Raw genomic sequence first — 26,477 nt, 5'->3', positions numbered from 1 at the left:
AGCGCAGAGCTCGTTTTCCTCGCCCGCCGAGCGGTGGCGGACCGCAGATGGAGTGAAGCGCCCTTGAGCGCCTGCCGCTGTGTACGACCGTGGGGCCGACGCACCGCCCCCGGCGGCGACAGCCCAGAGGTGTCCGCTTTCCGGGAAGTCAGCGGCTCGGACGCATCGCCGCAGCGGTCCGCTTCGTCAGAACTGCCGCTCGCCGGGGCGGACCAGACCGGTCTCGTAGGCGATGACGACGAGCTGGGCACGGTCTCGGGCGCCGAGTTTGGCCATGGCCCGGTTGGCGTGGGTCTTGACGGTGACGGGGGTGACGAAGAGGCGTTCGGCGATCTCGCCGTTGGCGAGGCCGGAGCCCACCAGGGCGAGCACCTCGCGTTCGCGGGGGGTCAGTGTGGCCAGGCGTGCGTGGTCGACGAGGCCGTCCGGCGAGGGTTGGGCCAGGACGCGGGCGATGAGGCCCTTGGTGGCGGAGGGGGAGAGCAGTGCCTCGCCCGCTGTGACGAGACGGACGGCGTCCAGGAGCTGTGCCGGTTCGACGCCTTTGCCGAGGAACCCGCTCGCACCGGCCCGGAGCGCCTCGATGACGTACTCGTCCTGTTCGAAGGTGGTGAGGACGAGGACTTTGACGCCGGCGAGGTCCTCGTCGCGGCCGATGAGGCGGGTCGCCTCGATGCCGTCCACTTCCGGCATACGGATGTCCATCACCACGATGTCGGCGCGCTCGGACCGGGCCAGACGTACGGCTTCGTGTCCGTTGGACGCCTCCCCGACCACCTCCATGTCCGGCTGGGCGTCGATGAGCAGTTTGAAGGTGGCGCGGAGCAGAGCCTGGTCGTCGGCGAGCAGGACGCGAATGGTCATGGGGCGATTGTCCTCAGGCGGCGTTCGGGGCGGGGGCGGTGGAGAACGAGACCGGCAGGTCGGCGACGACCTGGAAGCCGCCCTCCGGCCGGGGGCCGGCCGTGACGGTCCCGCCGACGACCACGGCCCGCTCGCGCATCCCGATCAGCCCGTGGCCGGTGCCGGGTCCCTGGGGCGCGCCGGGGAGTCCGTCGTCCGTCACGGTGACCCGCAGTGTGTGCGGGCCGTAGTCGAGCACGACGGCGACCCGGGTCGCGTACGCGTGCTTGTGGCTGTTGGTGAGGGCTTCCTGGACGATGCGGTAGGCGGTCAGCTCGGTGGCGGGCGCCAGCGGCACGGGACAGCCGGTGCGCGCCACCCACACAGGCAGTCCGCCCGCGCGCATCCCGTCGACGAGGGAGTCGAGATCGGCCAGCCGGGGGACCGGGGCCCGTGATTCGGGCGCGTCGTCGGGCTGGCGCAGCAGACCCACGGTGGCCCGCAGTTCATCGAGGGCGGCGCGGCTGGTGTCCTTGATCTGGGCGAGCGCCTCGTACGCCTGGTCAGGATGGTCGTGCAGGAGATGATGGGCGACACCCGCCTGGGCGTTGACCAGAGTGATGTGGTGGGCGACGACGTCGTGCAGGTCACGGGCGATCCGTACGCGTTCCTCGGTGACCCGGCGCAGGGCCTCCTCCTCCTGCCTGCGTTCGGCGAGTTCCACGCGTGCCCTGGCCTGCGCGAGGTGGTCGCGGCGGCTGCGGACGGCACGGCCGATCGCGGTGGCGGCGATCGCGGCGTCCAACCGCAGCAGACTCGCCCCTCCCACCAGGGACTCGGAGTGGGTGGCGGCGAAGACACCGGTGATCGCCACGGCGGCGGCCACCCCGACGGCCCACGCGGTACGCCGCTCGCCCAGGACAGCGAGTGTGTACAGGGCCACCAGCCCCGCCGCGGGCGCTGCGACGGTCCCCGGCGCGAACGCCATCAGCGTGAGACCGTTCGCCAGCGTGACCAGGGCGACGCCCAGCGGCCACTTGCTGCGCACGACGAGCGGCGCACAGGACAGCGCCGTCCACAGCGCCTCCGCCCAGTGCGGCTCGTGCCAGCTGGACTTGCCCACGGCGGTCGCGGCCACGGCGATGACCGCCAGCGGCACCGCGGGGAGCGCGTCCCTGACCCGGTCATGACGGGCCAGCCACTGGCGCCACACCATTCTCACGTCCACTCCCTCACTGTAAGGAGCGCGGACCCGGCGGCATGCCGGGTCCGCGCAGGTGCGTCGACGTCAGTCGGCCAGCCCGGCCGGCTGAGGTTCGCGCACGGGGTGCCGCGGCACGGCCGGCTCGTCAGCCGGCCCCTCCACGGACACGTTCGGCAGCGCCTTGTCCAGGCTTCGCGGCAGCCACCAGTTCGCGTTCCCGCACAGGTGCATGAGCGCCGGCACCAGGCACATGCGGATCAGCAGCGCGTCCACGGCGACGGCCACCGCGAGGCTGACCCCGAACTCGGCGATCACGCGCATCCCGCCGAAGACGAAGGACCCGAAGACGCAGAACATGATGGTGGCGGCGACGGCGATGACCTTGCCGGTCTCGGCCTGACCGACCCGCACGGCACGGCGGTTGTCCCCGGTGCGGGCCCACTCCTCCCGCATCCGGCTCACCAGGAAGACCTGGTAGTCCATGGAGAGACCGAACATGATGCCGACGACCAGGATCGGCACGAACGACTCGATCGGCCCGCCGGACCCGAGCCCGAGCAGCGGCGAACCGAACCCGTACTGGAACACGACGACGATCGCGCCGAAGGCCACCCCGATGCTGAGGATGTTCAGGACGGCGCCCACGGCGGGGATGAGCAGGCTGCGGAAGGCGATGGTCAGGAGGAGGAACCCGAGCGCGGCGATGACCAGCACGAACACCGGCAGCTTGGTCATCAGGGTCGACGCGAAGTCGTCGTTGCTCGCGGTGACGCCCCCGATGTAGACCTTCATCGACGTACCCCGTTCGGCCGGCGGGATCACCCGGTCACGCAGGTGGTGGATCAGGTCGGAGGTGGCCGCCGACTGAGGGGAGGTGGTCGGTACGACCGAGACGACGCCGACGGTCTGCCCCTCCTTCCACGGGGCGGCGGAGGCACTGGCGACGCCCTCGACCTGCTTCAGATCGGTGACGAGCTTCGCCTCGGCCGCCTTGTCGGCGGCGGTGGGGGCCTGGACGGCCAGGACGAGGGGGCCGTTGAAGCCGGGCCCGAAGCCGTCGGCGATCATGTCGTACGCCTGTCGGTTCGTCGAGGTCGTGGGCAGGTTGCCGTCGTCGGACGCGCCCAGGCGCAGCGACAGCGTCGGGAACGCGAGCGCAGTCAGCACGGCGAGGGCGACCAGACCGAGCGCCTTGGGACGGGACTGGACGCGCTCGGCCCACCGGGCCCACGGGCCGGGCCGGGACGGAGACGTCCGCCGCGTCCCGCCGGACAGCTCCCGGCGCTCCTTCTTGCTGAGGACCCGGGGGCCGATCATGCCGAGCAGCGCGGGCAGCAGGGTGATGGCGGCCAGCACGGTCAGGACGACGGTGACGGCCGCGCCGATCGCCATCCCGTTGATGATGCCGACGTTCAGGGTCAGCATGCCGAGCAACGCGACGACGACGGTCAGCCCGGCGAACACCACGGCCCGGCCGGAGGTGTTGAGGGACTTCGCGACCGACTCGGCCGTCCCCATGCCCGCCATGAGGTTGGCGCGGTGCCGGTTGACGATGAACAGGGCGTAGTCGATGCCCACGCCGAGGCCGATCAGGGAACCGAGGGTCAGGGTCGTGCTGGACAGGGTGATGGCGTGGCTGAGCAGCATGACCGCGACCGCGGAGGTACCGACGCCGATGATCGCCGTGATGATGGGCAGCGCGGCCACCCACACGGCACGGAACACGAACAGCAGCACCAGGAACGCGAGGATGATGCCCATGGCGTCGGCGACCGCGTTCGGCTCGGGGTTGACCGTGAACGCCTGGCCGTTCAGCGCGACGCGCAGGCTGCCCGTCTCCGGGGCCGTGGCGAGTTCCTTCACATGGTCGACCTGTGCGTCCGCCACCTCCCGGGCGAACGAGACGGTGGCGTACGCCGTCCGGCCGTCCTTGCTGACCTGCGTCTTTCCCTCAGGCGTGTAGGGGCTGCTGACCGCGGCCACCCCGGGGGCGTCGGCGATGCGGTGCAGCGCGTCCGTCATCGCCCGCTCGGCGGCGGGTTCGGTGACCGTGCCGCCCTTCACCTGCCAGACGACCCGGCCGCTCTTGCCCGCCGCGCTGTTGGACGCCCGCTGCAACAGGGCCGTCGCGCGGGCCGAGTCGGTGTCCTGCGAGGTCGGGCTGTTGCCGAAGGCACTGCCGGCCGCGCCGACCCCGCCGCCCAGGGCGACCAGCAGGCCCACCCAGACCAGGACGACGGCGAGCCGGTGCCTGTGGCACCAGCGGGCGAGAGAAGACATGGACGAGCCTTTCACGAAGTGCGCCGTGCGGTGGGCCGGTGATCCCGGCCCGCTTTCACGCTCGCAGTTCCGTGTTCTCTCGTCGTTGGCCGATCGCAGACACTTGCGTCTACTGCGCCCGCAGCAGACGAGCTTCCCCGCCCGTTCATTCCGACGAGGGCCGGGGGCGCCAGGTGCCGTCGAGCGGAATGCCCGCAGCCGCCGCGATCCGCTCGCGCGACGCGAGCAGCCGGGTCCGCAGCGCCGCCAGGTCCACGTCCACGAGCACGCCGTCGCGTTTGACGACGCGGCCGGAGACGAGGACGGTGTCGACGAGGCCGGGGTGACCGGCGCTGACGATGCTGGCGACCGGGTCGGTGACCGGGAAGACGGTCAGGTCGTCGGCGCGCAGCAGGACGATGTCGGCGTCCTTGCCGGGGGTGATGCTTCCGGTCCGGGCGTCCAGTCCGCAGGAGGCGGCGGCGTCGAGGGTGACGAACGAGAGCAGGTCGCGGGAGCGCAGGCCGCCGTCCAGGCCGCGCTGCACGGCGAAGGCCGTACGCATCGTGGAGAACATGTCGCCGGCGGCGGAGGGCACGTCGTCGACGGAGAGCGTCGGGCGCAGTCCGGCGGCCAGGGCCCGGCCGGTCATCGGCCGGCCGAATCCCATCTTGAGCTCGACGTCCGGGCTGATCGACAGGGAGCTGCCCGCGTCGGCGAGCATCCGCAGTTCCTCGTCGCCGAGGCCGTTGCCGTGCACGAAGGTCGTGGTGTCCCGGAGCAGACCGTGCGCGTGGAGTTCGGCGACGGCCCCGGTCGTGAGGTCGACGTGCAGACTGGTGCGCAGGCCGAGTTCGGCCGCCAGCTTGAGCTCCCGGGCGACCGTGTCCAGGTCGGTGGCCTCGGGGCCGCGCAGGCCGAGCGCCATGGTGACCGGGCCGTCGCCGGGCAGGACGTCCCGGACGCGGCGGACGTCGCTGTCGACGGGGTCGGGGGTGCCCCAGCCGGCACCGAGACAGAAGATCGAGTGTCCCGGGGCGTCCCGCAGCGCGGCGACGGCGGCGTCCTCGTGCTCGTGGGTCCCCGCGACGTGGTACCAGTCCAGCATCGTGGTCACGCCGGAGTGCAGGGCCTCCAGACGGCCGAGGAGGGTGCCCGCGTACACGTCCTCGGGCCGGTAGTGGGGTTTGACGGTGCCGTGCATGGCCACCGCCCACTCGGCGAACGTCCAGTCCGCGCCGGCCCCCCGGAACGCGGTCTGCCAGGTGTGGCGGTGGTTGTCGACGAAGCCGGGCACGACGATCCGGTCGGTCGCGTCGATCACCTCGGCGTCAGGCGCGTCGATCCGCGCGGCGACCTCGACGATCACACCGTCCTCGACGAGCACGTCACCGGGGGCGAGATCGCCGACGGCCGGGTCCATGCTGACCACGGTGCCGCCGGTGAGCAGGGTTTTCATCGGTTGAACTCCTTCACGGACGCCTTCGCGTCGTTCACGGTCATGGTGCGGGGGCCGCCGGCGTCCCGCTCGCGGGAAGCCGTGCGGAACCGCCGCGAGGTGGGAGCGGCACTCGCGCGGTCAGTGCGTCGGCCCGGGTGCCGAGGGGTCCAGGACGGCGTCGGCGGCGGCGAGCACGTCGGCGACCAGGTCCGCCGTGTCCTCGGTGCCCGCGGCCAGCCGGACCAGGCCCGGAGGGACCGACTCGGCGAGCTGGTCCTCGCTGAGCATCCCGCGCCACATGGACGCCGGATGCACGGCCAGGGACTCCACGCCGCCGAGGCCGGCCGAGCGGCGCGGGTAGCTGAGCTCGCCGAGGAACGCGTCGGCCGTCCCGAAACCGCCCGCGAACTCGACGCCGAGCACCCCGCCGAATCCGCTCATCTGATCGACGGCCAGTTTGTGCTGGGGGTGGGACGCCAGGCCGGGGTAGTGCACCCGGCTCACGGCCGGGTGGCTGTGGAGCGCCTCGGCGAGGGCCTGGCCGTTGGCGTTGTGCCGGGGTACGCGCAGCGGCAGGGTGCGTATGCCGCGCAGCAGCAGCCACGCGTCGATCGGACCGAGCGTGGCGCCGGTGAGCAGGCTGACGTCCCAGATCGGGTCCAGCAGCGCGGCGGGCCCGGCGATCACGCCGGCGGAGACGTCCGAGTGGCCGTTGAGGTACTTGGTCGCGCTGTGCCAGACCAGGTCGACGCCGAACTCGGCCGGACGCTGGTTCAGCGGGGTGGCGAAGGTGTTGTCCGCCATGGTCACCATGCCGTGCGCGTGGGCCAGTTCCACGACGGCCCGGAGATCCGTGATCTGGAGCAGCGGGTTGCTCGGGGTCTCCACCAGGATCAGCCGGGTCCGCGGGGTGAGCGCCTTCTCGAACGCCTCCGGGTCCGTCTGATCGACCAGGGTGGCCGACACGCCCAGGCGCGGCAGCAGGTTCAGCAGGACCGAGGCCGTCCCGCCGTAGGTGGACCTCTGACCGATCACGTGGTCCCCGGCTGACACCAGGGCCAGGACAGCGGTGGTGAGCGCGGCCATCCCGGAAGCGGTGACCATGGCCGCCTCGGTGCCCTCCAGCTCCGCGACGACGGCCGCTACCTGGGCATGGTTGGGGTTCCCGAAGCGGGTGTAGAAGTCCTTGCCGCGCGCCTCGGTGGCGGCGAGGGCGAACGCCTCGCCGTCCTCGGCCGAGAACGCGGCCGTCTGGTAGATGGGCGGCGCCACGGAACGGCTGGGGTGGATGTCGCGATCGGCGTGGACGGTGACGGTGCTCTTGCCCGGCATGGCTGACCTTCCCTGGACCCTCGGTGACTCCACTGAAGGGTGGCCGACCGGCATACGGAATCAACGGGTTCTCGGCAACGTCGGCAGTAAATTGCGCGCGGGGAGGGTGCGCGATTGTGGTAGGGAGCGCCTCGGCGCAATAATCTGCTGCCATGGATGAGGTGGACCGGTCGATTCTGGCCGTGCTCGAACGGCACGGCCGCATCAGCAACAACGAACTCGCCGCCCGGGTCGGGCTGTCCCCGTCGCCCTGCCTGCGGCGCGTGCGGCACCTGGAGGAGACCGGTGTCATCCGCGGCTACCGGGCGCTGATCGATCCCGCCGCGATCGGCCGTGGCCTGCGCGTGTTCGCGGGGGTGCGACTGATGCGGCACAACCGCGCGGACGTGGTCGCGTTCGAGAACGGCGTCACCCAGCTGTCCGAAGTGGTCGCCTGTCACCACATCACCGGCAACTTCGACTACCTGCTCCAGGTCGAGACGGCCGACCTGCCCGCCTACGAGAACTTCCACGCCAACCGCCTGGCCGCTCTGCCCGGCGTGGCGAACGTGACCAGCTACGTGACCATGAAGACGCTCTCCGCCGACACCGCGTGATACCCAGGACGGCGCTGGGGGGTGAAGAGCCGCACACTCCGCGTCTCGGCGAGCGTCTCAGCGCTGAGACGCGGGGAAGAGCACGCGGAGACTCTGGACGCGCCGGTTCCGTCGGACCATGAGCCAGACCAGGGACGGGGGACAGGGGTCGGGGACACCTACGGGGTTGATGACATCCATTTCCCAGATGGTGACGGTTCGACTCGCCGTCACGTGGCGCAGCCGCTGCGTCACCCCCTTCTCCCGGTTCCTCCGCATGGCCGGGAAGGGATGGGAGCGTTCCCCCGGGGTGCTGAGGACACCGAGCAGTTCGGTCTCGGCAGGCCAGAGCTCCAGGATCTCCCTGGACTGACGGCCGCACCGGGCGCCCTCCAGCGTCACCTCGGCCTCCCGCCGGCTGTCCTCGGCGAGCCGGGAGAAGTCGTCGTGAGCCTGTGTCGCGGTCGCCAGCAGTACCTGGGCCAGTGTGGACCGGGCCTGGCTGAGCCGGCTGCGGACGGTACCCACCGGGATGTCGCAGGCGCGGGCGATCTCCTGGTACGAGGTGACGCCGCTGAAGTGACGGAGCATCAGCACCAGCCGCATCGGCTCGGGCAGTTGTTCCACCGCGTCCCAGATCCAGTCGCGCATCGCATGCCGGTCGACGACTTGCTCGGGGTGTGATGCCACGGACGGGCAGGGAGGGTGCGCCGGCCCGACACCACCCGGACGCAGGCGGTCGAGACTGTCCAGACCCGGTGCCTCCCGTTCCGCGCGCAGATGCATCCGGGACCTGTTGCGCACGATCGCCCGCAGCCACGCCCCGACGGCTGCGGGGTCCCGTACGTCGCCGATGCGGCGCAGCGCGATGAGCGCCGCGTCCTGCACGGCGTCCTCCGCGTCGGGGCCGTGGCCGAGCAGGCTCAGCGCCACCGCCCGCATCGGCGCTCGATGGCGGTCCAGCAGCAGCCCGAGCGCCGCGGTCTCACCTGCCTGGGCCCTGCGGGTCAGTTCCTCGTCCGCGGGGATCAGGGCTGTCATGGTGCGAACTCCTCCGTGCCGACGCGGTACGCGCCAGATGGGCCTCGGCGGGGAATTCTGGCAGCCGGCAGAGGGAGAAGGCGACCAGGAGAAGGTAAGCGTTCGTGGCCGGGGGCGCCCCGCTCTTCCCCGGCCACGAACCCGGCTCAGTGTTCGTGCGTCGTCCCCGCGTCCTGGGGGGTCTGCCGGGGCGTGTCCTGGCCTGCTTCCAGGCGTGCCTGGGCGCGGGCGGGATGGACCTTGGTGAAGAGAGCGGGGCCGGCGAGCCCGACGACGTGGGCGGCGATGCCCACCCAGGCGGGAGCGCCGACGGCGCCCGCCACGGCGAGACCGACGCCGATGAAGGTGAAGCCCGCGCCCCACGCGCTGGTGATGTGGTTGTTGACACGGACGAACTCCGGCATGTCCCAGAACTCGCGCGGTGTCCGGCGCTTGGCGATGCCCAGGGTGAACGGGCGGCGGATCGCCAGAGTCCCCCAGGCGGTGGCGGCCAGCCAGGCGAAGGAGAGGACGTCGGTGTGGTGCGACAAGGACGCGTGCGGCCGGACCACGGCCACGGCGCCGACGACGGCGAAGTACACGATGGTGCTCGCCTCCAGGATCAGCGCGTCGAGGTCGACCCCGCGGCGCCGGTCCTGGAGCAGGAGCAGCAGCCCCGAGACGAAACCGCTGACCGCACCCCAGCGCCAGTCCACGAAACCCGACACGAAGCCGGCGACGATCCAGGGGATGAATCCGCGCATGTAACCCATTGAGCTTTTCCTTGAGTGTCCGGAACGAACATGGTCGACGCGGACTGGATGCGCGGCGGGCACGAAAGTTCGAACCTCGGCACGTGACCTCGGTCACAGCTCGGCGACGGCGGCGGCGACGGCGAACTCACCCAGGGCGAAAGAACCGGTCTGGTGCGCCCGGGGAGCCTCCGAACCGAGTTCTCCCGGGCCGGATCACTTCTTACGAGAGCATGACGTGGCGCCCGATTCCTCGAATTCCCTCCGTCGCACGGGCCACTCTGGCTCCGCCGGCCACCCCATCGGTGGTCGGCCAGGACTGGAGGATCACCCCATGAGCAGGCACACCAGGCGTCGTTCACCCCTCAAGACCCGGCTGGGGATCGCCGGCGCGGCCGTTCTCGCGACGGGCGCGGCGGCGGCGACGATGAACTTCGCCTCGGCGGGGGAGCCCGCCCACAGCGAAGAGGCGACTGTGTTGCGAGCCGGCGCCGACCACGCCGTGTTCGTCCAGGGAAACGAACTGGCGGGCAACACCATCCGAGTCTTCCGGCGGGGCGACGACGGCACCCTGACCGGCGCGGGCACCTACGCGACCGGGGGCAAGGGCGGCGACCAGGTGGACGCGCCCACCGACTCCCTCGCCTCCCAGGGCTCCCTGGTCTACGACCCCGGGTCCGGGCGGCTCCTGGCGGTCAACGCGGGCAGCGGCACGGTGACCTCGTTCCGGGTCACGGGCCAGAAGCTCACCGATCGTCAAGTGGTGCGCTCGGGCGGCGACTTCCCGTCGTCGATCACCGTGTCCGGCGGCCTCGCGTACGTGATGAACGCGGGCGGCGCGGGGAGTGTCCAGGGCTTCCGGATCACGGCCCGGGGACTTACCCCGCTGAGCGGCTCGCACCGTTCGCTGGGACTGCGCAACAAGAAGGTCCCGCTGTTCACCAGTTCCCCCGGCCAGGTCGCCTTCACCCCGGGCGGACACGAACTGGTGGTGACGACCAAGTCGGCCGACACGATCGAAGTGTTCCCGGTGCGCAAGGACGGCCGCCCCGCACACCGGGCGGTGGTCAACCCCTCGGCCGGCGGCGTCCCGTTCGCCATCACCTTCGACAAGGCCGGGCACATGCTGGTCGCGGAGGCCGCGAAGTCGACCGTCAGCACCTACCAGGTGCGGCACGACGGCACCCTCAAGGTCGTCCAGAAGCCGCTTCCCAACGGCCAGAACACCCTGTGCTGGCTGGAGCGCGCGGGTGACTTCTTCTTCGGCGGGAACACCGGCAACTCCACGGTCACCGGCTACCGCACCGACCGCACCGGGAAACTCGCCCTCACCGACCGCTCCGGCGTCGCCACACCTCCGTCGCCCCGTTCGCAGGGCGTCATCGACCTGGCGGTGACCGTGGACGCGCGGTTCCTGTACGTGCAGAACGCCACCTCCGGAACGGTCGACGGTTTCCGGATCGGCCGCAACGGCTCGCTCACGAAGGTCACCACCGTGACAGGGCTGCCCGCTTTCGCCGCCTCCGGCATGGAGGGCATCACGGCGGTCTAGGGGAGCCGGTCACCGCTCCCGGGGCGGGCCCCACCGAGTCACGGAGCCGGATCTCGGCACCGATGGTCCGGTAGCCGTGGGTCGGCTGCCCTGCTCGGCGAACGCGTCGCGGGCTTCCAGGTCTGCGACTGGACCGTCCCGCTGCCCGCCGGCGTCCTCACCGGCCGCGGCCTGATCGGCGACGGCTGTATCGACCTGCGCCGGCTGCGCCAGGCCGTCGACGACACCGGACACCAGGGCCTCACCGAGGTCGAGATCTTCAACGCCGGGCTGTGGCGGAAGCCCGGCGCGGAGATCTTCGACCTCGCCTGCGAGAGGTACCCCGTGTGCGTCGCGCAGGACGCCTGCGGAGACCGGGTGTTCAGGAGTAGGAGACGGGCTGGGCGTACACGCGGCCGTCGAGGACGGTCGTCATGGTGCCCACGGGCCGGTAGGAACCCCGGAGGGAGGACAGCGGCGAGACGGTGTAGCCGCCCGGCTCGCTGGTCGTCCGGGTGCCGGTGTGTTCCCCCGAGACGCGAAGCCGTGTATGGAAGGTCACCGGGCTGGACGCGGTGCCGGCGTTCTCGGCGCTCTCGGTGCCGTTGAGGAAGGTCCTCCCGTCGTCGCTGTAGTTCCTGTACGTCACGGAGATCCGGGCGAGTGCGATGCCGTTGGCGTTCTCGACGAGGTCGACGACGGCCCGCCCGGCGGCGGTGCCGTCGAGGGTGTACCGCCCGGCCGGCAGATGGGGCCGCTTGGGGTCCGGGTCTCCGGGGCGGTAGGGCGTCCCCCAGGGGACCGAGTCGGACACCGGCCGGACGGGCGGGAGACGGAGCGGCTCGCGGCTGGTGAGTTCGGCCAGCATCAGACGGGAGGTCCGGCCGCCGGGCTCGCCGGACGGCGGGCAGGCGACCAGGTCGAAGGGCGGTCCGCAGTCGCCGGGGGAGGAGTAGGTCTGGCCGTAGACGATCCGTGTGCTGTCGGGAGACCAGTAGGAGTCGGCGCGGGCGGCCCAGAAGGGGGAGTCGGCCGCGCTGCCAGGCCCGGTGGCCGACGTCGAGCAGGGGCCGGTGGTGCAGGCGTTGATCTGCTGGTCGCGAAGGCCGTTCCGGTCGACGAGGTAGGGCTGGAAGAGCCGCCGGGTACGGATGTTGTAGCCGGCGGACGCGGCGGCACCTGTGGGCAGCATGTCGACGAGCGGCGGCACGCCCGGCAGGCCGGCCATGAAGAGGAAGCGGTCCCGGTAGCGGACGTCCATCACGACCGTCCACTTGCCGTCGGGGGAGCTGGTCGCGGGATCGCTGTATCCGGGGTCGGAGTTGAGCCTCCGGGACTTGCCGGTCGTGAGGCTGGTGGCGAAGTGGTCCAGGCTCACGGACCGGGCGTTGCCGATCCCGATCAGGGACCCGCCGTCGCCGGTGAAGTTCTTGAACTCGCCCACCGCTGCCTGTTGTTCGTACCGAAGCCGCGTGGGATCGCGCGGGTCCACCCGGAAGAAGTGGCCGTTCAGAGCGGGGTCCGCGCTGTAGAGCCCGGTCACCTTGACGATGTCGTAGCGGGGCGTGAGAGGGGTACCGGTGGTGGGGTGCGGGTTGAAGCGGAGACGGCCGAAGTAGGCGATCTCGTCGAAGGAGTCACCGGGTCCCGTCGGCCGGATGATCTTGTTCCAGCCGACGTGGACGTTGTCGGGGTGGAGTTTGAGTCCCACAGGGGTTCCGCCCGCTCCCGATCCGTCGGGCGTGACGTTCCAGCGGACGGGACGGACGTGGGTGGTCGCCGGGGTGCAGCGGGGGTCGGTGAGCGGGTAGGGGGAGCAGTCGACGACGCCGGCCTCCGACAGCACCCGTCTGCCGTCCCGGAACGGCTGGGCGTACCGGAAGGCCCCGGAGACCCCTTCCCGGTTCGCGGCCGGGACGCCGCAGGTCACGCACTTCCAGGGGGTGCCGTCCGGGAAGACACGGCCGTCGGTGCGTACGAGGACGAGCTGGCTGCCGTCGTAGGGACTCCCGGAGGGCCCTTCGGCGTAGGTGAACGTGGCGGTGACGGTCCGGCTGTCGGGCAGGAAGCCGCCTGCGGACACGGCGCTGACGCAGCCCGTGGCGCTCATGCAGGAACCGGTGGTCGGCGACGGCGCGGTGGGGGGTACGGGGAGTTCACTGACGGTGACGGGTTCGGATCTCGATGCGGCCGGTGGTCGGGCCGCTGCTCCTGTTGTCGAGCCGAACAGCGCCATCGCGACCATCAGGAGAGCGGTCAAGAGGCGACCAGGTGAGAGGAGCGAAGGCTTGGCAGGCACGGTGACTCCTGTGGTGGGGAGGCGGAGAGAGACGGCGGCCCTGCCAGGGCCGTGCGAATCGGCCGGTCGTGCTCAGGTTCCGTTCGCGGGCTGGGTGTAGGTCCGGGTGCCGACGGTGGTGGTGAGGGTGCCGGTCGCCTCGAAGACCGTCTGCCACAGGTCGATCGTGAGGTGGAAGCCGTCCGGACCGGTCTTCTTGGTGGCCAGGGCTTTGCCGTTCCGCCCGGTCCTGATCAGGTCCGAGGACCAGTCGAGGGCGGTGAGGGTGGTGGTGAGGCTCGTGCGGGTCACGCTCTCGGTGCCGTCGAGGAAGCCCTGCCCGTCGTCCGAGTAGTGCGTGTAGCGCGCGGACACCGTGCGTACGGCGGTCTTGGCGTCGTCCCAGAGGATGTTGACGCTTGCGCTGCCGGACGCCTTGCCGCGCAGGGTGTAGGTGCCCTGCGGGGGGTAGGGGCGCTGCGGGATCGCGCTGCCCGGGACGTAGGGCGTGCCCCACGGGACGGTGTCGGGGGCGGTCCGGGCCGGCCGGGGGTGCACGGGGTTGCGGTCGGTGAGGCGGGCGATCATCAGGCGGGTGCGGCGGCCGCCGGGTTCGGTGGACGCGGGGCAGGGGAGCGGGTTGAGGCCGCCGCAGGCGGGGGCGGAGACCAGGCGTTCGTGGTAGGCGACGGACGTGCCGTCGGGGGACCAGCGGGGGTCGGCGCCGGCGTTCCAGTCGGGGGAGGTGTCCGCGTGGTTGAGGCGCTGGCCCCGGTAGGTGCCGCGGTCGCCGTAGCGGTCGATGAGGTAGGGCTGGAAGAAGCGCCGCTGGCCGTTGTTGCGGATGGAGGAGACCGCGGAGGTGGAGAGCAGGTCGGTGAGGGCGGGGATGCCGGTCATGCCGGAGGTGAACATCATCCGGTCGTAGCCACGGGTGTCGAGGGCCACGATCCACCGGTCGTCGGGGGAGGCGTCGACGGGATCGGTGTAGCCGGGGTCGGCCGTCATCCGGCGGACCTTCCCGGTGCGCAGGTCGACGGCCATCAGGTCGATGTTGGAGGACTCGACCGGGTAGCCGACGTAGAAGACCTCCCGGCCGTCCTTGGAGAAGCCGCGCAGCTCACCGACGCCGGGGAGGGTGGGGTCGAAGTCGAGCTCGGACGGGTCGCGGGGGTCGGTGTGCACCGGCTGCGAGGCGGGGGAGGCGTCGAAGAGGCGGGTGACCCTCTCCACCTCGTAGCGGGGGACGAGGGGGGTTCCGGTCGTGGGCGTGGGGTCGAAGCGCAGGCGGCCGAGGTAGCCGTACTGGTCGAGACGTCCGCCGGTGACGGTGACGCTGTTGAAGCCGAGGTGTACCTGGTCGGGGTGCAGGCGCAGTTCCCTGATGGCGCCGCCGGGTCCGGAGCCGTCGGCGGCGGTGTTCCAGCGGATCGGGTAGACGTGGAGCCGGTCCGGGGTGCAGGCGGGTGAGGCGAGGGGGTGGGGGCCGCAGTCGACGATGTTCGTGCCGTACAGGACCCGCCTGCCGTCCGTGAAGGGCTGCGGGTAGCTGGTGTCGGCGGTCATGCCCTGCTTGTTGGCGGGCGGCGTACCGCAGGTGAGGCACTTCCACGCGTCACCGTTCGGGAAGGTCCGGCCGTCCGTGCGTACGAGGATCAGCTGGTCCCCGCTGTACACGCTCGCCGGGTCGGGGGCGGCCGGAGCGCCGGCGAGCCGGACGGCCGCGGTGACGGTGCGGCCGTCCGGGAGGAAGCCGCCGGTCCGCAGGCCGGAGTCCCAGCCGGCGGCCATGCAGCCAGTGCCACGCGGGTTGGCCTCGCTGTCGCAGGCGCCTTCCGCGTTCGAGGGGGCGGTCGGCGGTAACGGCAGCCGCTCCACCCGAATCCGCTCGGGAGCGGGCGGGTGCGGGGAGGACGAGGCGGCCTGGGCGGGCGGGAGGAAGAAGGTGAGGCCCATCAGGACTGCCAGGGCGGCGAGGCACTTGGTTCGTGCACGTCTGTTTCGCATGCTCCCTCTTCATGTGGGGGAGGGGGACGGATGGGAGAACGACGAATCTTGGATCGGTAAGTCATACTCTTTGTATCCAAGAATGTGATTCTCGTACAGACGGTTGTGTGTAGGTGTGTCGTGGGCGAGCGGTGTTCTGGTCCGGCCTCGCTCGCGGGCGGGCCGGTGTTGCGTCACCGGAGCCCGCTGTCAGGCCCCCGTCCCCCCGGGCGTCCCGTCCGCTCCGGGGATGGGCAGTCCGGCCAGGACCGCGCGCCGGCTGGCCCTCACGTGCTCGCGCATCACCTGCTCGGCGCTGTCGCCGTCCTTCTCCAGGATCAGCTCCAGCACGCGGTGGTGTTCACGGTCGGACTGCGGGGTGCGGCCCGGCCGGCTCAGTGACGTGTCCACGAGCCGGGAGTAGGCCAGCTGATTCATCAGCATCCGGTAGTGGCTCTCCAGCTTGCTGTTGTCGGCGCCGGCGATGAGGAGGTCGTGGAACTCCTGGACCAGGGCGGCGTACCGCTTCCGGTCGTCGCGGGCCACCACTTCGCCGGCCTCGCGCAGGTTCCGCTCCAGCAGGTCGATCTCCGCGACGCGCCCGCGCCGGGCGAGCAGGCGGACGGCCGCGCCTTCGAGGAGCTCCTTCATCTCGAAGAGTTCGGTGATCTCGCGCCGGGAGGGGGTGGTCACGAACGTTCCGACACGGGGCCGGATCTCGACCAGCCCCTCGGTCTGCAACTGCTTGAGGGCTTCGCGCACCGGCGTACGGCTGACGCCGAACTCCTCCGCGAGGGCGATCTCCGAGAGCGGAGCCCCCGGGCCGATGTCGCCCCTGATGATCCGCTCGCGCATCTCGGTGATCACCCTGGCCTGCATCGAACCGTTCGCCGGTCCGCTCTTCGCGCGATGCACCGAACCCCTCTCCCGTCCTCCCGGCCGTCCGCCGGTCAGCTCAGCGGAGCGAGCGCGCCGCCGTCGAAGAATCTACCCGCGCTGTAGACCATCGGACTGCGGTCGTCGACCGAGGCGTGCACCACGCGGCAGATGAACACCGTGTGGGTGCTCGCCTGGAGCCGCTCGCGGATCTCGGCCTCCATGCGGGCGCCGCTCCGGGCGATCAGCGGACTGCCGAACGGGCCGCTCTCCCACTCCACGTTCGCGAACTTGTCGGCGGCCTTGCCCGCGAACGTGGCGACGACGTCGAGCTGGTCCGTGGACAGGATGTTGATCGCGAGGTGGTTCGCCCGGAACAGACAGTCGTGGGTGGAGGAAGTGCGCTGGACGCACACCATCACGGTGGCGGGGTCGAGCGAGACACTGGAGAACGCGTTGACGGCCAGCCCCCTGGGGGTCTCCCCGTCCATCGTCGTCACGACCGTGACACCGGTGACGAACTGTCGGTTGACCTGCTTCATCACGTCGAGGCCGGGATTCGCCGCAGGCGTCGCCATGGAAGTGCTCCTGCTCATCTCGATCAGTCCTGTCCCACCTGGATGATCCCCAGCGCCGCGAGCAGTGCCCGGGGGTCCCATGTCACGTGCTCCTCGACGATCCGTTCGCCCTCGAAGCGGGCGAAGGTGGCGCCGCTCACCTCGACCTGCCGCCCGGTGGGCGGGACCCCGAGGAGCGCCTCCTCGTGGGTTCCGCTGCTGTGCCAGCGGATCGCCGCCCGGTCGCCCTCGACGACGATGTCGTCGATGGTCGTGACCAGGTCCGGGAAGGCCGTCCGGGTCGAGACGATCGCGGCCTTGAAGCCGTCCACGTCCTGCGGGGGCGAACCCTGGCCGTGGCGCCGGTACGACGGGCTCAGCAGGGTGTCGAGGGCATCGACGTCGCCCTGGCCCCAGGCCGCGGCCCAGGTCTTCTCGATGAGTGCCCGTCGGGTGTCAGTGCGGGACATCGGTCTTCTCCTTCCGGTCCGCGCGCAGTTCCTTCCAGAAGGACACCGTCAGACCGGCGATGATGACGAGGAACGGCAGGGACGTCACGATGACGGTGTTCTGGAGGGCGTTGAGTCCGCCGGCGAGCATGAGGACGACCGCGGTGACACCGGTGAGGACACCCCACAGGACGAGCACCGGGCGACGCGGGGTCAGCGATCCGCCCGAGGTCATCATGGACAGCACGTAGGTGTTGGCGTCGGCGCCGGAGACGAAGAACATCACGACCAGGAGGATCGCGACCGCCGAGGTGAGGTCGGCGAGCGGGAAGTGGTCGAGGGTCGCGAAGAACGCGCTGTTGATGTCGGCGGCGGTCTGCTGGGCGATGTGGCCGCCCTCGAACATGTCGATGTGGATCGCGGTGCCGCCGAAGACGGTGAACCAGGTGAAGAACACCACGCTGGGGACGACGAGGACGCCCATGACGAACCCGCGGATGGTGCGGCCACGCGAGATGCGGGCCAGGAAGACACCGACGAAGGCGCCCCAGGAGACCCACCAGGCCATCATGAAGTAGGTCCACCACTGCATCCATTCGAGCCCGCCGAACGCGGTGCCCTGCAAGCTCATCCGGAAGAAGTCGGTGGCCCACTGGCCCACGGCCTCGGTGTACAGGTTGGCGAGGAACACGGTCGGGCCGACGACCAGGACGAAGACGAACAGCGCGACCGCCAGCAGCGTGCTGCCCTGGCTCAGCAGTTTGATGCCCTTGCTGACACCGGTGACCGCGGAGAGAGTGAAGACCGAGGTGACGACGGCGATGATGAGCACCTGGCTCACCGAGTTCACCGGCATCCCGAACAGCCTGCCGAGACCGTTGTTGACCTGGAGAGCTCCCAGGCCCAGGGAGGTGGTGGTGCCGAAGAGCGTCGCGAACACGGCCAGTACGTCGATGGCCTTGCCGACCGGCCCGTTCACACGGTCGCCGAGCAGCGGCGTGAACATCTGGCTCACCAGGGTGCGCCGGCCCTTGCGGTGGGTCGAGTACGCGATGGCGAGACCGAAGACGGCGAAGATCGCCCAGGCTTGCAGGCCCCAGTCGAAGTAGGAGTACTGAAGGGCGCGTACCGCCGCCGCGGGGGTGTTGGGCTCGGCGAGACCGTGGGGCGGTGCCGCCAGGTGGGAGATCGGTTCGGCGACGCCGTACGAGACCAGTCCGATGCCCATGACCGCGCTGAGGATCATGGCGAACCAGGCTGGGGTGGAGAACTCGGGGCGGTCGTCGTCCTTGCCGAGCCGTATGTCGCCGGCCGGGCTGAAGGCCAGGAACACCAGGAAGATCAGGATGGCGAGGGTGATCACCAGGTAGGACCAGCCGAACGTGGACGTCACCCAGTTCAGCGAGTCGTTCGTGACCTTGTTCAGGTTGTCCGTGAACAGCGCCGCCCACGCCACGAAGATCGCCGAGATGCCGAGCGAGGTCCAGAAAACGGAACCGAGCCGGCTCTCCGGGTCGACGTCGTCCGTGGGTCTTTCCCCGCCGCTCTCCGGGAGGATCGCGGGCGACGCCTCCGCGTCCGCTCCAAGGTGACTGGACATGGAACTCCTTGGGTCCGGGGCCCTACAACCGCCCGCTCTGGCATACAAGAAGCAGTAAGGCATGCTGCAAATGGGCCGTCAAGAGGTCGGGTGAGCGGAATCTTCCCGGTCGCAGGGAAGCGCGAATAACGGCAGATGGGGAGCGCTTTTCCCGCTCTGGTCGGGCGATATCGCGAGGTGGGTGGGCTCTCTTCTTCTCAATCTCTTGACCGGCTGAAGGGCGGCGCCTATCGTCCTGTGCCATGCAAGAGCCCATGCATCACCTTGACGAGGGCATCGGCCTCCGCAAGCTGGTGGTCTACCGCGACGCCGTCCTGACCGAAGGCGGCGAGACGCCCGCGCGACCCGCGCGACGAGCCAGTGTCGCCGCGGTGATACGGAACCCGTGGGCGGGCACCGGCCCCTCGGCCGATCTGTCCGCGGAGCAGGCCCGTGTCGGCCCGGTGCTCGCCAGACTCCTGACCGACCGCCTCATCGCCTCCCTGGGCGGCGCGGACGCCATCGAGGCGTTCGGCAAGGCCGCGATCGTCGGATCGGCGGGCGAGGTCGAACACGCCGGTGCCCTCATCCACACCCCGTACTTCGGGAATCTGGTGCGGGAGTTCCTCGACGGCGAGTCGATCATCTGCTTCGCCGACACCCGCGCCGAGGCCGGCGAGACGCTGGTCGTCCCGCTGTGGCACAAGACCCTGGCCTCGACACGCAGCCACTACCAGACCGTCAGCGCCCGGGTCTCCGACGCCCCGCGCACGGACGAGATCGTCGTCATCGCCGCCGCGTCGACAGGACCGCGCCCGCACCCCCGCATCGGGGACCGGCGGACGGACCCCGCCGTCACCACCCGCACCCTGGAGGAGATCCCCTCATGAGCGTCCGCAAGATCGTGACCGTCGTCGAGGAGATCCGCACCGAAGGCGGCCGGGCGCTCGCGCGCCCCGCCCGGATCGCCGTCGTGGCCGCCGTGATCGAGAACCCCTGGGCCGGTCAGGGCTTCGTGGAGGACCTGGCCCCCGGCATCGACGCGAACGCCTCCGCGCTCGGCGCGCTGCTGGCCCCGGCGGTCCTCGACGCCCTCGACGCCCCCGCCGAGGCGTACGGCAAAGCGGCCGTCGTCGGCCTGGACGGCGAGATCGAGCACGGCTCGGCGCTCATCCACACGCTCAAGTTCGGTGACCACTTCCGCAAGGCCGCGAACGCCACCACCCTGCTTCCCGCCGTCGAGAAACGCGGCCCCGCCGGCGTTGTCTTCGACATTCCCCTCAAGCACATCACCGACGCCACGATCCGGTCCCACCATCAGAGCTTCGAGGTCCGGATCAGCGACGCGCCCCACCCGGGCGAGATCGTCATCGCGCTGGCCGCCGCTGCCCAGGGACGGCCCCAGCAGCGCCTGGCCCCGCTCTCGACCGAGCAGTGAGCTGACATGAGCCAGCCCACCGTGGTGCTGCTCCACGGCGTCGGACTCGACCACACCATGTGGGAGCCCACCGCCGAGCTCCTGTCCGACCGGTTCACCGTGCTCACCCCCGACCTGCCGGGCCACGGCACCCGTCCGCCGGTGCGGGACGGGGTGACACTCGCGGACCTGGCGGACGGGGTGGCCGACGAGATCCCGCCGAACTCGCATCTGGTCGGGTTCTCGCTGGGCGCTCTGGTCGCGCAGCACCTGGCGCTGCACCGCCCCGGACTGGCGGCCACGCTCACCCTCGTCAGCTCGGTGTGCACGCGTACCGCCGAGGAGCGGGCGTCCGTACTCGACCGGCTGCGCGCCGCGGAAGCCGACTTCCCGGCGAGCGTGGCCGCCTCCCTGAAACGCTGGTACGACGGCACCGACGTCGGCCCCGGCCAGGTGGCGCGTACCGAGGCCACCCTCCTCGCGAACGACATCGGGTCCTTCCTCGCCTGCTACCGCGTGTTCGCCACGGCGGACGCCTGCCTCGCGCCGCACCTCGCGGCCATCGGCACCCGGGCGCTGGCGGTGACGGGCGAGAATGATCCCGGGTCCACACCCGACATGACACGCCGGCTCGCCGCGGCGCTTCCCGACTGCCGTGCGGTGGTCGTCCCCCAGGCGCGCCACATGCTGCCCGTCGAGCGCCCCGCGGCGTTCGTCGACTGCCTCACCACCTTCATCGGAGAGTGCGCGGATGTCTGAGCTCACCACGTTGCGGCACTTCATCGACGGCGCCTGGGCCGAGCCCGCGTCGGGCGAGTACTTCGAGAGCACCAACCCGGCCACCCGCGCGATCCTCTACCGGGCCGCGCGCGGCGACGCCGCCGACGTCGGCCGGGCCGTCGCCGCCGCGCGCAGGGCGTTCGAGGACCCGCGCTGGCGCGACCTCAGCCAGACACGGCGCGGACACCTCCTGCGCCGCCTCGGCGACCTGATCGCCGAGAACGCCGAGGACCTGGCCCGCATGGAGACACGGGACAACGGCAAACTCCTGCGCGAGATGCGCGGCCAGCTCGCCACGCTGCCGGAGTACTACCACTACTACGCCGGGCTCGCCGACAAGATCCACGGCGACTTCATCCCCACCTCCGACCGGCAGGTCCTCAACTACACGGCCCGCGAGCCCCTCGGCGTGGTCGGGGCGATCACGCCCTGGAACTCCCCGCTGACCCTGACCAGCAGCAAGCTGGCGCCCGCGCTCTGCGCCGGGAACACGGTCGTGATCAAGCCCTCCGAGCACACGTCGGCGACGGTGCTCAGACTGGCCGAACTCGTCCTGGAGGCGGGCTTCCCGCCGGGCGCGGTGAACGTCGTCACCGGATTCGGCGCCGAGGCGGGACAGGCCCTGGTCGACCACCCCGACCTCGCGAAGATCTCCTTCACCGGCAGCACCGCCACCGGGGCGCGCATCGCCGCCGCGACGGCGAGCCGTTTCATCGGCTCCACGCTCGAACTCGGCGGCAAATCCCCCAACATCGTGTTCGAGGACGCGAACATCCCGAACGCGGCGATGGGGGTGGTCGCCGGGATCTTCGCCGCCGCCGGACAGACCTGCATCGCCGGCAGCCGGGTCTTCGCGCACCGGTCCGTCTACGACGAACTGGTCGAACGGGTCTCGGAGCGCGCCCGGAGCATCGTCATCGGCGACCCCCTCGACGAGAAGACCGAACTCGGCCCGCTGGCCTTCGAGGAACAGCGCGCCAAGGTCGCCGCGTACGTCGACCTCGGGCGCGCGGAGGGGGCCAGGGTGCTGACCGGCGGCCGGGCCACGGACGGCGGCCTCGGCGGCTGCTTCTACGAGCCGACCGTCCTCGTGGACGTCGACAACGGCATGCGGGTCGTACGCGAGGAGATCTTCGGGCCCGTCGTGGCGATCATGCCGTTCGACACCGAGGAGGAGGTCGTACGACTGGCCAACGACACGGAGTACGGACTCGCGGCCGGCGTGTGGACGACGAACCTCGCACGGGCGCACCGGATGGCGGCCCGCCTGGACGCCGGGACCGTGTGGGTCAACACGTACCGGGCCATGTCCCCGATGTCACCGCGCCAGGGCTTCAAGGCGAGCGGCGTCGGCGTCGAACACGGCACCGAGACGATCAAGGAGTACACGCGCCTCAAGAGCGTCTGGATCAACACGAGCGAGGAGCCCGTGGCCGACCCGTTCACGATGCGGAGCTGACATGCCACAAGTCGTCGTCACCCTCGCCGAGGGCCGCACCCCACAACAGATCCGGGCGTTGATCCACGAGGTGCACACGGCGGTCCTGCGCACCGTGGACACCCGCCCCGAGTACATCCGCGTCGTCGTCCAGGAGGTCCCCCGGACCCACTGGGCCACCGGCGACGTCACCCTCGACGACATGGACGCCGCGCGAGCGGCCGAGGAGCTGCGATGAGGTTTTCACTGTTCGCGCACATGGAGCGCTGGGACGAGGAGGTCAGCCACCGGCAACTCTTCGAGAACCTCTCCGAACTGGCCCTGATGGCCGAGGCGGGCGGGTTCGCCACCGTGTGGATCGGCGAGCACCACGCGATGGAGTACACGATCTCCCCGAGCCCGATGCCGTTGCTCGCCCACCTGGCCGCGAAGACCTCGACGATCCGGCTGGGCGCGGGGACGATCATCGCCCCGTTCTGGAACCCGATCCGGGTCGCCGGTGAGTGCGCGCTGCTCGACGTCATCAGCGACGGCCGCATGGAGGTCGGACTCGCCCGCGGCGCCTACCAGTTCGAGTTCGACCGGCTGGCGGACGGCCTCCCGGCGGCGGACGGCGGCCAGCATCTGCGCGAACTCGTCCCGGCCGTACGGGCGTTGTGGCAGGGCGACTACGCCCACGACGGCGAGATCTGGCAGTTCCCGACCTCGACGAGCGTCCCCAAGCCGATCCAGCGGCCGACCCCGCCCATGTGGATCGCCGCCCGCGACCCCGCCTCCCACGACTTCGCGGTGGCCCAGGGCTGCAACGTCATGGTCACGCCGTTGATGAAGGGCGACGAGGAGGTCGTGGCCCTCAAGGGGAAGTTCGACGCGGCCGTGGCCGCCCACCCGGAGGTCCCGCGCCCCGACCTGATGGTCCTGCGCCACACGCACGTCCACTCCGCCGACGACCCCGAGGGCTGGCGCCCGGCGGCGGAGGCCGTCAACCGCTTCTACCGGACCTTCGACGCCTGGTTCGGCAACAGGACGACCCCGGTGAACGGCTTCCTGCCGCCGAGCCCTGAGTCGAAGTTCGAGGAACGCCCCGAGTTCCGGCCGGAGTCCCTGCACAGGACCGCGATGATCGGCACCCCGGCCGAGGTCGTCGAGCGGCTGCGCGCCTACGAGGAACTCGGCGTCGACGAGTACAGCTTCTGGATCGACAACAGCCTGCCGCACGAGGAGAAGCGCAGGTCCCTCGAACTGTTCATCAAGGAGGTCATGCCGGCCTTCCGGTGAGAAGCCGGGCCTGGTGAACAGGCCCCGGAGGCACCGGTCCCGGTGGTGTGGCCGGCCGGGGAGCGTCCGGCTCAGTATGCGACGGTGATGCGGCGGCGGATCGCCGTGCTCTTCTCGGCCTCGTCGACCAGCGCGACCGCGTAGTCCTCGGCGCTGATGAAGCTGGTGCCGTCCTCGGCGGTCAGCAGGTCGTCGCCGCCGATGCGGAACGTGCCGGTGCGCTCGCCGGGGGCGATCTCGTCGGCGGGGGAGACGTAGGTCCAGTCGAGGTCGGTGACCTGGTCACGGAACAGGCGCAGCACCTCGCGCTGGGCGAGCGACTCGGCCTTGTACATCTCGGGGAAGTCCGGCGTGTCCACGCGGTCCCGGCCCGAGGCAGTCCTCAGGCTGCCCGCGCCTCCGACGACGACCAGCCGCCGTACGCCCGCGTCGCGCAGCCCGGTGACCAGGGACGTGTACGTCGCCAGCAGGGGAGCGGCCGGGTCGGAGCCGTCGCGGGGCGGGGAGACGGCGGAGATCACGACGTCGTGTCCGGCCGCCGCCTGGGCGACCTTGCCCGACACCGAGGCGTCGAGGGCGAGGACGGTGAGCGCCGGACGGGCGGACAGCGCGTCGGCGAGGCCCGAGCGGGTGGCGGCGGTGACCTCGTGGCCCCGGCTCAGCGCTTCCGCGGCGACACGGGAGCCGATCATGCCGGTGGCGCCGATCAGGAGGATCTTCACAGGTGACTCCGTAAGGGTTCGTACGGTGATCGCCGACGTCGTCAGCGCTGGATCTTGAAGGTGACCTTCGCCTGTTCCATGGTCTCCTGGCGGACGCGCACCTCGCCGGAGGCGTTCTTGTAGGCGCCGGTGCCGCCGGTGACGGCGAAGGACTCGTCGAAGACGGGGCCGGTGGCGGACAGCCGCGCCGTGCCGGTCGTGGTGATCTTCCCGCCGGGCAGTTCGTAGACGAAGGTGAGCAGTTCGGCGGTGCGCGGCTTCGCGTCGGTGGAGACGCCGATGAAGCTGCTGGTGCCCAGCTTGCGGCCGTCGCGGCCGATGAGGTCGCCGGTCCCGATGAGCTGGTCGCCGAGGGCGGAGTCCGCGGGGGCGACGTCGACCAGGTTGATGGCGGTGCCCTTCTCCACGGCCTCGATGGTGGTCGTGTGCCGCGTGCCCGGCGTGGAGGAGGCGTCCGCCGAGGCGGACCCCAGGAACAGGCCGGCGGTGAGGACACCGGCCACGCCGAGTGCGGGAAGGATGCGGCTGCGCATGAGCGGGCTCCATCTGGATGCGGCTGGGACGAGCGGTTGTCTGCCGATGCAGACAATATATCTGCTGATGCAGATATTGCAACGGCAGAGTCTTCCGGGCGTGGATTTCTGTCACCCTGTAGAGGTGGACGAGCGACTTCTGAACGACGACGACGTGACGCTCTACGGCCTGTTCGTGGAAGCCTTCACCCGCCTCAAGCCCTTGGTGCACCACGACCTGGGAGTCCCGGACACCTGGTTCGAGGTGCTCCTGAGGCTCGGCCGCACCCCGGAACACCGGCTCCGCATGACCGACCTCGCGGAGGCCGTCTCCTTCAGCTCGGGCGGCTTCACCCGGCTCGCCGACCGGATGGAGAAGGCGGGACTGATCCGCCGCGACCCCGACCCCGCCGACCGGCGCGCCGCGCTCGCCGTACTGACCGAGGAGGGCGGCGAGGCGCTGGACCGGGCGATGGCCGTACACGTCGCCCACCTCCGCACCAGGGTCACCGGACCGCTCTCGGCGGACGACCGCCGCGATCTGGAACGCATCCTCCGCGTCCTGCGGGACGCGGCCGGGTGACCTGCCGGGACGGAAGCACCGGACCCGCTCGCGCCAGGGTGCGGGGGCCGGGCGCGTCCTTCCCCGGGTGACGGCTGCCTTGGTGGTCGACTCCAGAGGCCCTTCGGGGGTTGACTCCGGAGCCGGCCGCGGGGCGGGGTCGGTCGATCATGGTTGGATGCTGCGTCGCGGCGCTCCGGGGGCTGGTGCCGTGTCGTGTCCGCCTTCTCCCTGTGAGGTGACACGGGCCACATCGGCCTCATGTCACGAATGGAGGGGCAGCTTGCGTCTGGTGGTCGTCCGCACGGCGGGAACGACCGACAGGAAAGAGGCGGCGGAGCGATGAACACGACAACGCGGCAGCACGAGGTCCTGGTCCTGGGCGCCGGCTACGCCGGGCTCTCGGCCACGATGCAGCTCGCGGCCCGTACCAGGAAGCGTGGGAACCTGCGGGTGACGCTGGTCAACCCCTGCGACACCTTCACGGAGCGGCTGCGGCTGCACATGACGGCCACCGGCCAGGAGACGGCCGGACTGGACATCCCGGAGCTGCTGGAGGGCACCGGCGCCGGCTTCGTCCGCGGCTGGGTCACCGCCGTGGACGCCGATGCGAAGACTGTACGGATCGGCGACGACCGGGTCCTGCGCTACGACACCCTCGTCTACGGCCTGGGCAGCGTCGCGGACACCGTCGCCGTCCCCGGCGTGGACGACCACGCCTACACCCTCGACAGCCCGCGGGACGCCGCTCTCCTCGCCGGCCGGCTGACCCGGCTCGACGGCGGAACCGTCGTGGTCGGCGGCAGTGGCCTCACCGGCGTCGAGGCCGCCGCGGAGATCGCCGAGCGGCACCCGCAGCTCCAGATCGTGCTGCTCGGCCGGGCGGAGCCGGGCGCGGGCATGCACCCGAGGGCCAGGGCCCACGTGGACGCGGCGCTCGCCCGGCTCGGCGTGCAGGTGCGCAGCGGCGTCGAGGTGGCCAAGGTGCTGGCGGACGGTGTCGAGCTCGCGGACGGCTCCGGCATCGGGGCGGCCGTGGTGCTGTGGACCGGCGGCACCCGTGTCCCGCCGCTGGCCGCGGCCGCG

At 71.1% G+C, this 26,477-nt stretch carries 25 protein-coding genes; 10 read left to right on the top strand and 15 right to left on the bottom strand.

Features of this window, described 5'->3' with window-relative positions; all coding sequences use genetic code 11:
- Nucleotides 1-186: 186 nt before the first annotated feature.
- From ABZX85_RS45135 to ABZX85_RS45115, 5 genes are all read right to left on the bottom strand, one after another.
- Nucleotides 187-864 (bottom strand): response regulator transcription factor, encoded by a 678-nt coding sequence (locus ABZX85_RS45135; protein ID WP_355883395.1) that lies wholly within the window; start codon nucleotides 862-864, stop codon nucleotides 187-189.
- 13 nt (nucleotides 865-877) lie between these two features.
- Nucleotides 878-2,071, bottom strand: a complete 1,194-nt coding sequence (locus ABZX85_RS45130; protein ID WP_355883392.1) for a sensor histidine kinase — start codon at nucleotides 2,069-2,071, stop codon at nucleotides 878-880.
- A gap of 60 nt (nucleotides 2,072-2,131) precedes the next feature.
- Nucleotides 2,132-4,327, bottom strand: coding sequence for an MMPL family transporter (locus ABZX85_RS45125; protein ID WP_355883389.1), 2,196 nt, complete (start codon nucleotides 4,325-4,327; stop codon nucleotides 2,132-2,134).
- A 145-nt stretch (nucleotides 4,328-4,472) separates the two neighbouring features.
- Nucleotides 4,473-5,765 carry an amidohydrolase family protein gene (locus ABZX85_RS45120; RefSeq protein ID WP_355883386.1) on the bottom strand — a complete coding sequence of 431 codons (1,293 nt, stop codon included), beginning with the start codon at nucleotides 5,763-5,765 and terminating at the stop codon, nucleotides 4,473-4,475.
- A gap of 120 nt (nucleotides 5,766-5,885) precedes the next feature.
- The gene (locus ABZX85_RS45115; protein ID WP_355883383.1) at nucleotides 5,886-7,079 is read right to left on the bottom strand and encodes an aminotransferase class I/II-fold pyridoxal phosphate-dependent enzyme; all 1,194 of its coding nucleotides are present in this window, start codon (nucleotides 7,077-7,079) and stop codon (nucleotides 5,886-5,888) included.
- A gap of 152 nt (nucleotides 7,080-7,231) precedes the next feature.
- Between ABZX85_RS45115 and ABZX85_RS45110 the strand changes: the two genes are divergently transcribed.
- Nucleotides 7,232-7,675, top strand: a complete 444-nt coding sequence (locus tag ABZX85_RS45110; RefSeq protein ID WP_355883380.1) for an Lrp/AsnC family transcriptional regulator — start codon at nucleotides 7,232-7,234, stop codon at nucleotides 7,673-7,675.
- 57 nt (nucleotides 7,676-7,732) lie between these two features.
- On the opposite strand, the gene ABZX85_RS45105 is transcribed toward ABZX85_RS45110, so the two are convergent.
- Nucleotides 7,733-8,695: a sigma-70 family RNA polymerase sigma factor gene (locus ABZX85_RS45105; RefSeq protein ID WP_355883377.1), complete on the bottom strand. Its 963-nt coding sequence runs from the start codon at nucleotides 8,693-8,695 to the stop codon at nucleotides 7,733-7,735.
- A 146-nt stretch (nucleotides 8,696-8,841) separates the two neighbouring features.
- Nucleotides 8,842-9,438 carry a hypothetical protein gene (locus ABZX85_RS45100; protein ID WP_355883374.1) on the bottom strand — a complete coding sequence of 199 codons (597 nt, stop codon included), beginning with the start codon at nucleotides 9,436-9,438 and terminating at the stop codon, nucleotides 8,842-8,844.
- 322 nt (nucleotides 9,439-9,760) lie between these two features.
- Between ABZX85_RS45100 and ABZX85_RS45095 the strand changes: the two genes are divergently transcribed.
- Nucleotides 9,761-10,978, top strand: coding sequence for a beta-propeller fold lactonase family protein (locus ABZX85_RS45095; RefSeq protein ID WP_355883371.1), 1,218 nt, complete (start codon nucleotides 9,761-9,763; stop codon nucleotides 10,976-10,978).
- Nucleotides 10,979-11,339: 361 nt separating this feature from the next.
- Here ABZX85_RS45095 and ABZX85_RS45090 read toward each other — a convergent pair whose 3' ends face one another.
- From ABZX85_RS45090 to ABZX85_RS45065, 6 genes are all read right to left on the bottom strand, one after another.
- Entirely contained in the window at nucleotides 11,340-13,217 is a 1,878-nt protein-coding gene (locus ABZX85_RS45090) for a hypothetical protein (protein ID WP_355883368.1), read from the bottom strand.
- A 111-nt stretch (nucleotides 13,218-13,328) separates the two neighbouring features.
- Complete coding sequence (locus ABZX85_RS45085) at nucleotides 13,329-15,242, bottom strand: hypothetical protein (RefSeq protein WP_355883366.1); 1,914 nt, start codon at nucleotides 15,240-15,242, stop codon at nucleotides 13,329-13,331.
- Between the two features lie 189 nt (nucleotides 15,243-15,431).
- On the bottom strand, nucleotides 15,432-16,100 hold the full coding sequence (locus ABZX85_RS45080; RefSeq protein WP_355883508.1) for a GntR family transcriptional regulator: 669 nt from the start codon (nucleotides 16,098-16,100) through the stop codon (nucleotides 15,432-15,434).
- 71 nt (nucleotides 16,101-16,171) lie between these two features.
- Entirely contained in the window at nucleotides 16,172-16,675 is a 504-nt protein-coding gene (locus ABZX85_RS45075) for a flavin reductase family protein (protein ID WP_355883363.1), read from the bottom strand.
- Between the two features lie 23 nt (nucleotides 16,676-16,698).
- Nucleotides 16,699-17,124 (bottom strand): ester cyclase, encoded by a 426-nt coding sequence (locus tag ABZX85_RS45070; RefSeq protein ID WP_355883360.1) that lies wholly within the window; start codon nucleotides 17,122-17,124, stop codon nucleotides 16,699-16,701.
- A complete protein-coding gene (locus tag ABZX85_RS45065; RefSeq protein WP_355883357.1) occupies nucleotides 17,111-18,703 on the bottom strand; it encodes a BCCT family transporter in 1,593 nt (530 codons plus the stop codon). Before ABZX85_RS45065 ends, ABZX85_RS45070 begins: the two co-directional genes overlap by 14 nt.
- Nucleotides 18,704-18,957: 254 nt before the next feature.
- On the opposite strand from ABZX85_RS45065, the gene ABZX85_RS45060 reads away from it, so the two are divergent.
- From ABZX85_RS45060 to ABZX85_RS45035, 6 genes are read left to right on the top strand one after another with little or no spacing between them, the layout of a single operon-like run.
- On the top strand, nucleotides 18,958-19,572 hold the full coding sequence (locus ABZX85_RS45060; protein ID WP_355883354.1) for an amino acid synthesis family protein: 615 nt from the start codon (nucleotides 18,958-18,960) through the stop codon (nucleotides 19,570-19,572).
- Nucleotides 19,569-20,120 carry an amino acid synthesis family protein gene (locus ABZX85_RS45055; protein ID WP_355883351.1) on the top strand — a complete coding sequence of 184 codons (552 nt, stop codon included), beginning with the start codon at nucleotides 19,569-19,571 and terminating at the stop codon, nucleotides 20,118-20,120. Before ABZX85_RS45060 ends, ABZX85_RS45055 begins: the two co-directional genes overlap by 4 nt.
- A gap of 6 nt (nucleotides 20,121-20,126) precedes the next feature.
- On the top strand, nucleotides 20,127-20,858 hold the full coding sequence (locus ABZX85_RS45050; protein WP_355883348.1) for an alpha/beta hydrolase: 732 nt from the start codon (nucleotides 20,127-20,129) through the stop codon (nucleotides 20,856-20,858).
- Nucleotides 20,851-22,338 (top strand): aldehyde dehydrogenase, encoded by a 1,488-nt coding sequence (locus ABZX85_RS45045; RefSeq protein ID WP_355883345.1) that lies wholly within the window; start codon nucleotides 20,851-20,853, stop codon nucleotides 22,336-22,338. The genes ABZX85_RS45050 and ABZX85_RS45045 overlap by 8 nt, the downstream gene beginning before the upstream one ends.
- Before the next feature lies 1 nt (nucleotide 22,339).
- Nucleotides 22,340-22,555 carry a tautomerase family protein gene (locus tag ABZX85_RS45040; protein ID WP_355883342.1) on the top strand — a complete coding sequence of 72 codons (216 nt, stop codon included), beginning with the start codon at nucleotides 22,340-22,342 and terminating at the stop codon, nucleotides 22,553-22,555.
- Nucleotides 22,552-23,595 (top strand): LLM class flavin-dependent oxidoreductase, encoded by a 1,044-nt coding sequence (locus tag ABZX85_RS45035; RefSeq protein ID WP_355883339.1) that lies wholly within the window; start codon nucleotides 22,552-22,554, stop codon nucleotides 23,593-23,595. The genes ABZX85_RS45040 and ABZX85_RS45035 overlap by 4 nt, the downstream gene beginning before the upstream one ends.
- Before the next feature lie 71 nt (nucleotides 23,596-23,666).
- On the opposite strand, the gene ABZX85_RS45030 is transcribed toward ABZX85_RS45035, so the two are convergent.
- Together ABZX85_RS45030 and ABZX85_RS45025 are read right to left on the bottom strand one after the other, a co-directional pair.
- Nucleotides 23,667-24,317, bottom strand: a complete 651-nt coding sequence (locus ABZX85_RS45030; RefSeq protein ID WP_355883336.1) for an NAD(P)-dependent oxidoreductase — start codon at nucleotides 24,315-24,317, stop codon at nucleotides 23,667-23,669.
- A 41-nt stretch (nucleotides 24,318-24,358) separates the two neighbouring features.
- Complete coding sequence (locus ABZX85_RS45025) at nucleotides 24,359-24,850, bottom strand: hypothetical protein (RefSeq protein WP_355883333.1); 492 nt, start codon at nucleotides 24,848-24,850, stop codon at nucleotides 24,359-24,361.
- 124 nt (nucleotides 24,851-24,974) lie between these two features.
- Between ABZX85_RS45025 and ABZX85_RS45020 the strand changes: the two genes are divergently transcribed.
- Both ABZX85_RS45020 and ABZX85_RS45015 read left to right on the top strand, forming a co-directional pair.
- Nucleotides 24,975-25,412: a MarR family transcriptional regulator gene (locus tag ABZX85_RS45020; protein ID WP_355883330.1), complete on the top strand. Its 438-nt coding sequence runs from the start codon at nucleotides 24,975-24,977 to the stop codon at nucleotides 25,410-25,412.
- Nucleotides 25,413-25,733: 321 nt separating this feature from the next.
- Nucleotides 25,734-26,477: FAD-dependent oxidoreductase (locus tag ABZX85_RS45015; protein ID WP_355883328.1), on the top strand; the 744-nt coding region annotated here is incomplete at its 3' end.

Origin of the sequence: Streptomyces sp. NPDC004539 (assembly GCF_040610055.1) — a bacterium.
In the GTDB taxonomy this organism is placed as follows: Bacteria; Actinomycetota; Actinomycetes; order Streptomycetales; family Streptomycetaceae; genus Streptomyces.
Note: the sequence above shows the minus strand (reverse complement) of the source record. Positions and strands in the feature narration are given on the sequence as shown.

What these genes read in the sequence shown, in the direction of transcription:
- ABZX85_RS45135 (WP_355883395.1), bottom strand. Translation starts at nt 864, where the DNA reads ATGACCATTCGCGTCCTGCTCGCCGACGACCAGGCTCTGCTCCGCGCC.
- ABZX85_RS45125 (WP_355883389.1), bottom strand. Translation starts at nt 4,327, where the DNA reads ATGTCTTCTCTCGCCCGCTGGTGCCACAGGCACCGGCTCGCCGTCGTC.
- ABZX85_RS45120 (WP_355883386.1), bottom strand. Translation starts at nt 5,765, where the DNA reads ATGAAAACCCTGCTCACCGGCGGCACCGTGGTCAGCATGGACCCGGCC.
- ABZX85_RS45115 (WP_355883383.1), bottom strand. Translation starts at nt 7,079, where the DNA reads ATGCCGGGCAAGAGCACCGTCACCGTCCACGCCGATCGCGACATCCAC.
- ABZX85_RS45110 (WP_355883380.1), top strand. Translation starts at nt 7,232, where the DNA reads ATGGATGAGGTGGACCGGTCGATTCTGGCCGTGCTCGAACGGCACGGC.
- ABZX85_RS45105 (WP_355883377.1), bottom strand. Translation starts at nt 8,695, where the DNA reads ATGACAGCCCTGATCCCCGCGGACGAGGAACTGACCCGCAGGGCCCAG.
- ABZX85_RS45100 (WP_355883374.1), bottom strand. Translation starts at nt 9,438, where the DNA reads ATGCGCGGATTCATCCCCTGGATCGTCGCCGGCTTCGTGTCGGGTTTC.
- ABZX85_RS45095 (WP_355883371.1), top strand. Translation starts at nt 9,761, where the DNA reads ATGAGCAGGCACACCAGGCGTCGTTCACCCCTCAAGACCCGGCTGGGG.
- ABZX85_RS45085 (WP_355883366.1), bottom strand. Translation starts at nt 15,242, where the DNA reads ATGCGAAACAGACGTGCACGAACCAAGTGCCTCGCCGCCCTGGCAGTC.
- ABZX85_RS45080 (WP_355883508.1), bottom strand. Translation starts at nt 16,100, where the DNA reads ATGCAGGCCAGGGTGATCACCGAGATGCGCGAGCGGATCATCAGGGGC.
- ABZX85_RS45075 (WP_355883363.1), bottom strand. Translation starts at nt 16,675, where the DNA reads ATGGCGACGCCTGCGGCGAATCCCGGCCTCGACGTGATGAAGCAGGTC.
- ABZX85_RS45070 (WP_355883360.1), bottom strand. Translation starts at nt 17,124, where the DNA reads ATGTCCCGCACTGACACCCGACGGGCACTCATCGAGAAGACCTGGGCC.
- ABZX85_RS45065 (WP_355883357.1), bottom strand. Translation starts at nt 18,703, where the DNA reads ATGTCCAGTCACCTTGGAGCGGACGCGGAGGCGTCGCCCGCGATCCTC.
- ABZX85_RS45060 (WP_355883354.1), top strand. Translation starts at nt 18,958, where the DNA reads ATGCATCACCTTGACGAGGGCATCGGCCTCCGCAAGCTGGTGGTCTAC.
- ABZX85_RS45055 (WP_355883351.1), top strand. Translation starts at nt 19,569, where the DNA reads ATGAGCGTCCGCAAGATCGTGACCGTCGTCGAGGAGATCCGCACCGAA.
- ABZX85_RS45050 (WP_355883348.1), top strand. Translation starts at nt 20,127, where the DNA reads ATGAGCCAGCCCACCGTGGTGCTGCTCCACGGCGTCGGACTCGACCAC.
- ABZX85_RS45045 (WP_355883345.1), top strand. Translation starts at nt 20,851, where the DNA reads ATGTCTGAGCTCACCACGTTGCGGCACTTCATCGACGGCGCCTGGGCC.
- ABZX85_RS45040 (WP_355883342.1), top strand. Translation starts at nt 22,340, where the DNA reads ATGCCACAAGTCGTCGTCACCCTCGCCGAGGGCCGCACCCCACAACAG.
- ABZX85_RS45035 (WP_355883339.1), top strand. Translation starts at nt 22,552, where the DNA reads ATGAGGTTTTCACTGTTCGCGCACATGGAGCGCTGGGACGAGGAGGTC.
- ABZX85_RS45025 (WP_355883333.1), bottom strand. Translation starts at nt 24,850, where the DNA reads ATGCGCAGCCGCATCCTTCCCGCACTCGGCGTGGCCGGTGTCCTCACC.